At 50.6% G+C, this 628-nt stretch carries 1 pseudogene; it reads left to right on the forward strand.

What is annotated here, in order from left to right:
* Positions 1 to 46 precede the first annotated feature (46 nt).
* Positions 47 to 628, forward strand: a pseudogene (locus ACXJ5O_RS29125) (HlyD family secretion protein); the annotation flags it as partial.

Consider the following 628-nt stretch of genomic DNA (forward strand, 5'->3'; position numbering starts at 1 on the left):
CACTTCCACGTCTGTAAGAGCAGTCGTTAATGCTCCGGTGTCGTCTTTGACCTCCCCGATCAACGGGACGGTGACGAATGTCACTGGCAAGAAAGACGATGCCTACGAAGGGCCCATCGCGACGGTCCAGAACGAACGTGTGGACCGATCCACTTTGATCGGGCTTCAGGTAGAGTCGAGTTCGCTTCAGAATGAACTTATGCTCAAACAATCGAACCTGGACGTTCATCTTAGCAGGATAAAAGACCTGGAGGCTGAACTGGCCGTACAGCAGCAGGCGTTAATAGACCGCTGCGACAATGTGCTACGCGATGCTCAGGTTCGCTTGAATCTTGCCACCATTTCCGCAGAAAATGCCAAGGCATCTGCTGCTCGTAAATTGGGCTTGGTTTCCAAAGGATTTTCACCCGGTACAAAGGATGAGCTTCTGAACAGAAACAGGCTGGAAGATGCCAAGGTCGAAGCGGCGAGACTTAAGGTTGATATGTCAAACGACGATTTGGGGTTTGCCCGGCGCGGTATCTTTGTGGGCGACAACAATCAATATTTGCAGAATTTACAGAATGAAATCCGTGCGCGCCGAGCGGATGTCTCGCAGATCAGTATGCAAAATGCGTCTATAAAGATG

This window comes from Phyllobacterium sp. P5_D12, assembly GCF_054049495.1.